Origin of the sequence: Methylobacterium sp. 22177 (assembly GCF_052045615.1) — a bacterium.
In the GTDB taxonomy this organism is placed as follows: Bacteria; Pseudomonadota; Alphaproteobacteria; order Rhizobiales; family Beijerinckiaceae; genus Methylobacterium; species Methylobacterium radiotolerans.
Genome location: NZ_JBQEPK010000039.1, coordinates 45,987 through 53,275 on the forward strand (window position 1 = coordinate 45,987; position 7,289 = coordinate 53,275).

General features: G+C 71.8%; 12 protein-coding genes. 8 read left to right on the forward strand and 4 right to left on the reverse strand.

Annotated features, from left to right (window positions below):
- The first annotated feature begins 22 nt into the window (after positions 1-22).
- The 6 genes from ACTJK8_RS25725 (at position 23) to ACTJK8_RS25750 (ending at position 2,943) form a co-directional block, all read left to right on the forward strand.
- A complete protein-coding gene (locus tag ACTJK8_RS25725) occupies positions 23-337 on the forward strand; it encodes a hypothetical protein (RefSeq protein WP_012319427.1) in 315 nt (104 codons plus the stop codon).
- 24 nt (positions 338-361) lie between these two features.
- Positions 362-604 (forward strand): hypothetical protein, encoded by a 243-nt coding sequence (locus tag ACTJK8_RS25730; protein WP_440762735.1) that lies wholly within the window; start codon positions 362-364, stop codon positions 602-604.
- Positions 604-822 carry a hypothetical protein gene (locus tag ACTJK8_RS25735; protein WP_012319425.1) on the forward strand — a complete coding sequence of 73 codons (219 nt, stop codon included), beginning with the start codon at positions 604-606 and terminating at the stop codon, positions 820-822. The genes ACTJK8_RS25730 and ACTJK8_RS25735 overlap by 1 nt, the downstream gene beginning before the upstream one ends.
- Before the next feature lie 126 nt (positions 823-948).
- Positions 949-1,611: a hypothetical protein gene (locus tag ACTJK8_RS25740; protein WP_063110460.1), complete on the forward strand. Its 663-nt coding sequence runs from the start codon at positions 949-951 to the stop codon at positions 1,609-1,611.
- A gap of 72 nt (positions 1,612-1,683) precedes the next feature.
- The gene (locus ACTJK8_RS25745) at positions 1,684-2,262 is read left to right on the forward strand and encodes an NADPH-dependent FMN reductase (RefSeq protein WP_012319423.1); all 579 of its coding nucleotides are present in this window, start codon (positions 1,684-1,686) and stop codon (positions 2,260-2,262) included.
- A gap of 348 nt (positions 2,263-2,610) precedes the next feature.
- A complete protein-coding gene (locus ACTJK8_RS25750; RefSeq protein ID WP_012319422.1) occupies positions 2,611-2,943 on the forward strand; it encodes a hypothetical protein in 333 nt (110 codons plus the stop codon).
- A 48-nt stretch (positions 2,944-2,991) separates the two neighbouring features.
- Here ACTJK8_RS25750 and ACTJK8_RS25755 read toward each other — a convergent pair whose 3' ends face one another.
- Both ACTJK8_RS25755 and ACTJK8_RS25760 read right to left on the reverse strand, forming a co-directional pair.
- Positions 2,992-3,543 carry a hypothetical protein gene (locus tag ACTJK8_RS25755; protein ID WP_043073764.1) on the reverse strand — a complete coding sequence of 184 codons (552 nt, stop codon included), beginning with the start codon at positions 3,541-3,543 and terminating at the stop codon, positions 2,992-2,994.
- Between the two features lie 289 nt (positions 3,544-3,832).
- A complete protein-coding gene (locus ACTJK8_RS25760) occupies positions 3,833-4,048 on the reverse strand; it encodes a hypothetical protein (protein ID WP_012319420.1) in 216 nt (71 codons plus the stop codon).
- A 314-nt stretch (positions 4,049-4,362) separates the two neighbouring features.
- On the opposite strand from ACTJK8_RS25760, the gene ACTJK8_RS25765 reads away from it, so the two are divergent.
- The gene (locus ACTJK8_RS25765) at positions 4,363-4,515 is read left to right on the forward strand and encodes a hypothetical protein (protein WP_012319419.1); all 153 of its coding nucleotides are present in this window, start codon (positions 4,363-4,365) and stop codon (positions 4,513-4,515) included.
- A gap of 3 nt (positions 4,516-4,518) precedes the next feature.
- Here the strand turns inward: ACTJK8_RS25765 and ACTJK8_RS25770 are convergent, their stop codons facing one another.
- Positions 4,519-4,998, reverse strand: a complete 480-nt coding sequence (locus ACTJK8_RS25770) for a hypothetical protein (protein WP_012319418.1) — start codon at positions 4,996-4,998, stop codon at positions 4,519-4,521.
- Between the two features lie 153 nt (positions 4,999-5,151).
- A complete protein-coding gene (gene serA / locus ACTJK8_RS25775) occupies positions 5,152-6,402 on the reverse strand; it encodes a phosphoglycerate dehydrogenase (RefSeq protein ID WP_012319417.1) in 1,251 nt (416 codons plus the stop codon).
- A 337-nt stretch (positions 6,403-6,739) separates the two neighbouring features.
- Between serA and ACTJK8_RS25780 the strand changes: the two genes are divergently transcribed.
- The coding region (locus ACTJK8_RS25780; RefSeq protein WP_440762736.1) for a transglutaminase-like domain-containing protein at positions 6,740-7,289 on the forward strand (550 nt) is incomplete at its 3' end.

Consider the following 7,289-nt stretch of genomic DNA (forward strand, 5'->3'; position numbering starts at 1 on the left):
GTCACAGCTCAGGAGAACCGCCATGGCCCGCAACCCGACCGATGCGAACCCGTCCGACCGCGCGAGCCTGCGCAGCTTCAGCGCGACGGCCGACCGGAACGGCCAGGATCTGGGTCAGGACGAGGCCCGGGATCTGGCGCGCCCGGCGGAACTCATGCACGAGCGCCAGTCCGATCCGGGCTGGCAGGCCGAGGTCGTCCGCACCGCGTCGGGTCAGCACCGCGTCGACGCGGTGAGCGGCGGCAGCGTCGACTCCGTGGAGGCGACGGAGGCCGAGACGCCGCCCGAGAACCTGCGCCATCTCGGCGACGCGAGCACCGGGCCGAGATCCGCCTGACCCGCTGCCGAGGCCGTGCCGGACATGATCCCGATCCACGTGCACGCCGTCACCGACTACGCCGTCCCCGCCCTGATCGCCGCGCTGTCGCGGCGGCCGGGGCGGGGGTCCGCGGCTCGGAGGATCATGCGGATCGGGCCGGTCTGGCACGCGGCCTACACGGTGCGGACGCGCTACGAGGGCGGCCTCGTCCCCGCCCCGTCGATGCGGACCCCTCTCTCCTGCGACGCGGTGGGCGCCCGGCCCCTGTCGGGACGCGATCGGTGATGCCGTCCGGTCTCGGCTTTCCGCTCGCGATGGCGTCCCTGTTCACCCTCGGCTGGATCGTCATCCAGAAGGCCGGGACCCGCACCGAGGCCGTGGCGGAGGGGCTGGGAGCCCTGTTCCTCCTGAGCGCGTTGCTGGCCGTGGTCGCGCTCCTCGCGGCCTTCGGCAACGGGCACGCGACCGGGCTCGTGCTGATGCGGTCCGTGTCGGCCGGCTAGGAGCGGCAGATTCTGCCGCCCGGCCGATCCTGCCGGCCAGTGGCCCGGACGCGCCGCTGAAAACATTGGGGAAATTCTGGAACGGCCCGTGCCTGCCCGCAGTGAGGGCGGTCGCGGAGACGTACCATGTCGGTGAATACGGTTTCGGGCAGTTCACTCCAGCGGGATCTCGTCGGCGCCCTGAGGCAGGCGCGCGCGGCGAACGCGGCCCGCCTCGACGCCGGGACCGCCGCGACGGCGGGCCAGGGGACCGGCACGCAGGCGGCGACCGCGGACAGCGCCGCCCCGTCGACCGGGACGGCATCGACGCCGACCCTGTCGAACGACCTGATGGCGTCGCTCCTCCAGCTGCAATCCGACTTCAGCCAGATGGGGCTGCAGAACGGCGTCACCGCGCCCGCGGAAGCCGCGGCCAACGCCGACGACGCGTCGACCACCGGCACCGAGGCCGGCCAGGCCGCGGCCGGCGCGCGCCCCGTCCAGCACCATCGCGGCCACCACGGCCATCGCTCGGTGTCGGATGCCGAGCAGGGCGGGGCGGCCGCCCAGAGCGGCGGCGCCGCGGACGCGTCCGCGGCCTCGTCCGCAAGCACCTTCGCGAGCACCTCCGCGAGCACCTCCGCGAGCACGTCCACGACCGCGTCCGCCGATCCCGCGACGGCCACGGCGACGGACAGCGGCAGCGACCTGCAATCCTTCCTGCAGCAGCTGACGAAGGCGGTCACCGCCTACGCGGCCGGCGGACCGCTCGGCATCGCGGCCGCGCTCACCAGCAGCACCAAGGCCTGACGCCCCCGGGTTCGACCCGCGTCTGGAGCGGCGCGGCCGGCTCTGGCATGATCGGGACAACCGGAGAGCGCCATGGCCCTGACCATCCCCGTGATCCTCGGCAGCGTCCGGGCCGACCGCATCGGCATCCGCGCCGCGCGCTTCCTGATCGCGCAGCTCGCGGCGCGCGGCCACGCCGCCCCGCTGGTCGATCCGGCCGAACTGGCGCTCCCGCTCCTCGACCGGATGTTCAAGGAATACCCGGCCGGGACGGCCCCGGAACCCCTGCAGCGCTGCGCCGACCTCTTCCGCCGCGCCGACGCCTTCCTGGTCGTCACGGCCGAGTACAACCACGGTGTGCCGCCGGCGCTGTCCAACACCCTCGATCACTTCCTCGAGGAGTATTTCTGGCGGCCCTCGGCCATCTGCTGCTACTCGGCCGGCCAGTTCGGCGGCGTCCGGGCCGCGATGCCGCTGCGGGCCATGCTCGCCGAGATGGGCATGTCGAGTATCCCCTCGCTCCTGCCGATTCCCCGGCTCCAGAAGGTCGTCGACGCGCAGGGCGTCCCCGCCGAGCCCTGGCTCGCGGCGGCGGCCGGCCGCTTCCTCGACGAGCTGGAATGGCACGCCGAGGCCCTGCGGGACCGGCGCCGGCGCGGCACGCCGTACTGACCCGCGGAGCGCCTCCCGGCTGGCGCCGACTCGTGCCGGGCGGTGACCGCGAGGCCGTGCGGCCGCCAGCATCGTCCCCGGCGAATCAGAGGTATTCGGGCGGCGATGCTGGCCTCCACGCGGGGGTTTTCTGTGCCCTGAATCTGTCGAGATAGCGCATTCGATTCTCGAAACGCCCAAATACTCGGCACGTGATTGTAGAACAACTGAGCCGGATCGCGGCGGCGAGACGGTGAACGGGCAGAGCGCCACGGTCGCGAGACAGTATTGCGCTGTTGCAAAAAGGTGGCTGCACACGGCCGCGAAGTATGAGAGCTTGGCCGTGTTCCCGAACCCGGACCGATTCCGATGAAGATCGACGAGAGGGCGCTCCTGCAGGAGCGCGTGCGGACACTTGTCCTGCGCCACGCCCTGGAAGCCGTGCTGGACCGCCTCGCGTCCGTCGCGCGGGAGGCGGGCAAGGATGCGGAGACGGAATTCCTGAATCTGGAGCAGTCGCTCGTCTCGGCCGCGCGCGGCCTCGCCGATCGGGCCACCGCCCAGAAGCTGGCGGTGCTGGTCGCCGTCGAGGACGCGGGCACGACGATCCGGGCCGCGTTCGACAACGCCCATGACCGTCTCGAGGTGCTTCGGCCGGCCCACCTCACCCTCGTCGCGCCGACCGCGGCCGTCGCCGCCTAGGCGCGCACGGGTCGGCCTCTGCCGGGAACGCGCGGCGCGGACCGGGCCTCAGCGCGGGTGCGCCTCGGGCAGGGACGCGCCGGCGCTCGCGGGCGCGGGCCCGCGGAACGTCGCGAGACCGGCCGAGAGCCGCACCAGCGTCGCGAGGCCGAAGGCGAGGAAGACGGCCCCGCCGGTCAGGACCACCCGCTCGATCCGGTCGGTGTTGATGATGTGGTCCGGCACCTCGACGCATTGCACGAGGATCTCGGCGACCAGCCCCAGGACCAGCAGGGCGAGGCCGCCGTGGTGGCAGAGGGCGTCGATCGCCGCCTCGTGCTCCGGATCCTCGCTCGGCAGGCCGCCGAGGAGGTGGCTCACGCCGTGGCGCTCCTCCAGCACCACGCCCCAGCCGATCAGGATGACCCCCATCCCCTCGATCAGGTGGCCGGCCTCGTGGATCGTCGCGTGGGTCCGGAAGCCCGTGCCCCAGAGCAGCGACGCGACCTCGACGAGAGCCAGCGTCAGCGGCAGCGCGATCAGCGCGTTGAACACGACGATCGACCAGCGATCGAGGAGTAGTTTTGCCAGCATGGACCGGAGGGCAGTCTGAACGCGCATGGACGCAGATTTCGGGCGCGACGCGGGCTCACCGATCCCGGTCAAGCTCAGCAAGACCGCGCCGCTCCGGCTTCGTCGAGGACGGACGGCATTCGGGACGCGAGGTCCGGCTTCCGGGACTGAACGCGCTACCACGCGCCCGATACAGGCGGCGCCCGCCGCCGCGCAGCTCACGTCTCCGAGTCGCGTCACCCGGCCGGACAGGTCCACGACGCTCCTCGCCGGCGCGGCCCGGTAGGGCGGAACGTCGGATCGGGCGGGCGCGTGCGTGACGCGCCCGCCCGGCGCCTCACTGCTTGGCGCGGTTGATGATCGCCCAGAGCGCGCGGGCGACAGGCTCGGTGACGGTTCGACGGTACTTGCGGTGAACCAGTTGCCCGTTGTGGTAGACGTCCTGCTCCACGTAGAGCCGCTCGCCGTCCCAGCGGACGATGTTGTCGGACTCGGTGGTCTCCTCGACGCCGAGATCGCCTCGGAGAATCGAGTTGCCTGTCTGGGTCAGCATACGCGCGTCCTCGTTCACGCAGTCGGTCCTACCCGGGAAGCGCCATCGCGGCCCGTGCAGCGCGACCCCAGGCAGCCCCCGACAAGGGCAGCATAGGAGGGCATCGGCGGACTTGCCAGCGAGGCGGTGGACGCAAGCGCCCGACCGTCACGTCGTCCCCGGCAGGGCCCGCGAACCGGCCGGCCGGGAGGGACCTTAACGTTACCCGTGTGCGCTTCGGCACGTTCAGCTCGGCCGTAAGGTGCGATGCTTCACATGCGCACCCTGTCTCTCTGCACGACGCAGGCGGGATCGGCGGCGCGACGGAGGCGTCCATGCTCGCTCGCCCGTTCCGCCTGATCGCCCCGGCGCTCGCGGCCCTCGGCCTCGTCGCCCTGCGCCTCGCGAGCCCGTTCATCGGGCCGGTCTCGCCCCCGCAACCGGGCGCCTCCGACGACGGCGGCGTCGTCTTCCGGCACTATCTCTGAGACTCAACCCCGGCGGCTCAGCACGGGAGCCGCGGCCGGCAGCGGGCACGACGCTCCGGCCGCGGGCCCGAGGATGATGTCGCCCTGGCGCGGGTTGTTCACCGTGAAGGGCGCCGTCTCCTGGAGGCCGATGAAGCCGCGCCCGAGCTGCGGCACGAACAGGTCGCCCCCGAACCGGACGAAGCAGCGGTCGAGCACCGCCTCGTAATCGAAGGTCCGCTGGGTGACCGGGGTCCCGCCCGCGGCCGGCACACCGCAATAGGCCGCGATATCGATCTGGCCCGGCCGCGCGAGCCGCACCGGGAGCGACTGGCCGGGCAGCAGGGTAGCGGGCGGCCCGCCGTCCTGACGGGCGACGAGGACGAGGTTCGACCGGTTGTAGACCCGGCGCAGGCAATCCGCCGACGCGCCGGAGACGGCCGAGACCGACCCGGCGATGCCGAGCAAGAGGCCGGCCCATGCGCACGCTACACGCTTCGTCACCGCAATTCCTCCGCCGGCCGGGCGCTCGATCGGTCGAGGCCGTCGATGTGCCGTGCATGACTTGAACAGCGGCCAGCTTGGCCGCGCAAGACGAACGCGGCAAGACCCGCCGCGTTCACGCGCGGCGCGGAAATTCCCGCGCGCGCCTCGCGGTCAGCGGCGCTCGTACAGGAGGCGGGCGCGGATCGTGCCCGGGATGGCGCGGATCTCGGTGAGCAGCGCCTCGGCATCCGCGTCGGTGGCGTCGGTCTCGAGCACCACGTAACCGACCTCGCCGTCGGTCTGGTAGAACTGCGCGGCGATGTTGACGTGGCCGCGGGAGAACACGTCGTTGAGCCGCCCGAGCATGCCGGGCAGGTTGCGCTGGACGTGGATGAACCGCGTCCCGGTCGGGCGGGCCGGGAGCTGCACCTGCGGGAAGTTCACGGCGCCGACGGTCGAGCCGATATCGGAGTAGTCCACGAGCTTACGCGCCACCTCGGAGCCGATCCGCTCCTGCGCCTCCTCGGTGGACCCGCCGATATGCGGGGTGAGGATCACGTTCTCGAGCCCCTGGAGCGGGCTCACGAAGGGTTCGGCGTTCGAGCCGGGCTCCACCGGGAAGACGTCGACGGCCGCGCCCTTGAGATGGCCGTCGCGCAGGGCCGCGGCCAGCGCCTCGAGATCGACCACGGTGCCCCGGGCGTTGTTGATCAGGAAGGCGCCGGCCTTCATCGCCCGGATCTCGGCCGCGCCGATCATGTTGGCGGTGGCGTCGGTCTCCGGCACGTGCAGCGAGACGACGTCGCTCTGGGCCAGCAGGTCGTGCAGCGTCTCGACCGGCTCGGTGTTGCCGTGGCGCAGCTTGTCGGTGTGATCGTAGAACAGCACCCGCATGCCCATGGCCTCGGCCAGGGTCGAGAGCTGCGTGCCGATATTGCCGTAGCCGACGATGCCCAGCGTCTTGCCGCGCACCTCCAGCGAGCCCGCCGCCGACTTGTCCCAGCGGCCCGCGTGGGCCCCCACCGAGCGCGGAACGATCCGGCGCAGCAGCATCACGATCTCGCCGATCGTCAGCTCCGCCACCGACCGGGTGTTCGAGAAGGGGGCGTTGAAGACCGGGATGCCCCGGTGACGCGCCGCTTCCAGATCGACCTGGTTGGTGCCGACCGAGAAGCAGCCCACGGCCAGGAGCCGGTCCGCCGCCTCGAAGGCGGCCGCGTCGAGCTGCGTGCGCGAGCGGATGCCCACCATGTGAACGCCCTGGAGCGCCTCGTGCAGGGCCTCCCGGTCCAGCGCCTTCGGCAGCCGCGTCAGGTTGGTGTAGCCGGCCGCCCGCATCAGCGCGACGGCGCTGTCGTTGATGCCCTCGAGCAGCAGGACTCGGATCTTGTCCTTCGGCAGGGAAAGCTTGTCGGGCGTCATGGGCGTCGATCGTCTGGCAGCAGGCCGTGCCCGGCGGAACGGGCCGACCCTGGAATCGAGCGGCCTGGGATAAGAGGGCGCCGTGTGCGTTGCAACATGGCGCAGTGACGGACGGCCCCGCTTGACCGCAGCCCCGCCCTCGGCCTGCCGCATGGCTGCCCCCGAGGCCCCGAGGCGACCGCCGCTCGGCCCTTGCCAAATATTCAGGCAGATCAAACTGTCTTGAACTGACCTCGCTGACGGAACCTGACCTCGGCTCGCGGTTTGTAGGGCCCTGTACTGTAACGACCCGTCTGCCGGCTAGGCCGGACAGCGACCATCCTCACGGTCTCCGACGATGCACATCCGCACCGGCTTCTCGATCGCCTTCGACACGTTCGGCCCCACGCCGATGATCCTGCTCCTGAACGTGCGCCCGGAGCGCCGGGGTGACCTCCTGACGCCGGAGGTGATCACCTTCGATCCGCCGGTCGCGGCGGCGCAGCACATCGACGCCTTCGGCAACGTCTGCACGCGCATCGTCGCGCCGGGCGGCCGGATCACCATGGCGGCCGATTTCACGATCGCCGACAGCGGCCTGCCGGACGATCAGGCCCCCGGCGCCCGCCAGATGGCGGTGCAGGATCTGCCCGACGACGTCATGCCGTACCTGCTCGGCTCGCGCTACTGCGACACCGACAAGCTCTCGCAGACCGCGTGGTCCCTGTTCGGCGGCACCCCGGAGGGCTGGGCACGGGTCCAGGCGATCGTCGATTTCGCCCATACCCGCCTGCGCTTCGACTACCAGCAGGCCGACGCGACCCGGACCGCCTTCGACGGCTACACGCAGCGCGTCGGCGTGTGCCGGGACTTCGCGCATCTGGCGATCACCCTGTGCCGGTGCATGA

Bases quoted from the DNA above. Each gene is read 5' to 3' on its own strand.
- ACTJK8_RS25735 (WP_012319425.1), top strand. From the start codon at position 604: ATGCCGTCCGGTCTCGGCTTTCCGCTCGCGATGGCGTCCCTGTTCACC.
- ACTJK8_RS25755 (WP_043073764.1), bottom strand. From the start codon at position 3,543: ATGCGCGTTCAGACTGCCCTCCGGTCCATGCTGGCAAAACTACTCCTC.
- ACTJK8_RS25730 (WP_440762735.1), top strand. From the start codon at position 362: ATGATCCCGATCCACGTGCACGCCGTCACCGACTACGCCGTCCCCGCC.
- ACTJK8_RS25765 (WP_012319419.1), top strand. From the start codon at position 4,363: ATGCTCGCTCGCCCGTTCCGCCTGATCGCCCCGGCGCTCGCGGCCCTC.
- ACTJK8_RS25760 (WP_012319420.1), bottom strand. From the start codon at position 4,048: ATGCTGACCCAGACAGGCAACTCGATTCTCCGAGGCGATCTCGGCGTC.
- ACTJK8_RS25750 (WP_012319422.1), top strand. From the start codon at position 2,611: ATGAAGATCGACGAGAGGGCGCTCCTGCAGGAGCGCGTGCGGACACTT.
- serA (WP_012319417.1), bottom strand. From the start codon at position 6,402: ATGACGCCCGACAAGCTTTCCCTGCCGAAGGACAAGATCCGAGTCCTG.
- ACTJK8_RS25745 (WP_012319423.1), top strand. From the start codon at position 1,684: ATGGCCCTGACCATCCCCGTGATCCTCGGCAGCGTCCGGGCCGACCGC.
- ACTJK8_RS25740 (WP_063110460.1), top strand. From the start codon at position 949: ATGTCGGTGAATACGGTTTCGGGCAGTTCACTCCAGCGGGATCTCGTC.
- ACTJK8_RS25725 (WP_012319427.1), top strand. From the start codon at position 23: ATGGCCCGCAACCCGACCGATGCGAACCCGTCCGACCGCGCGAGCCTG.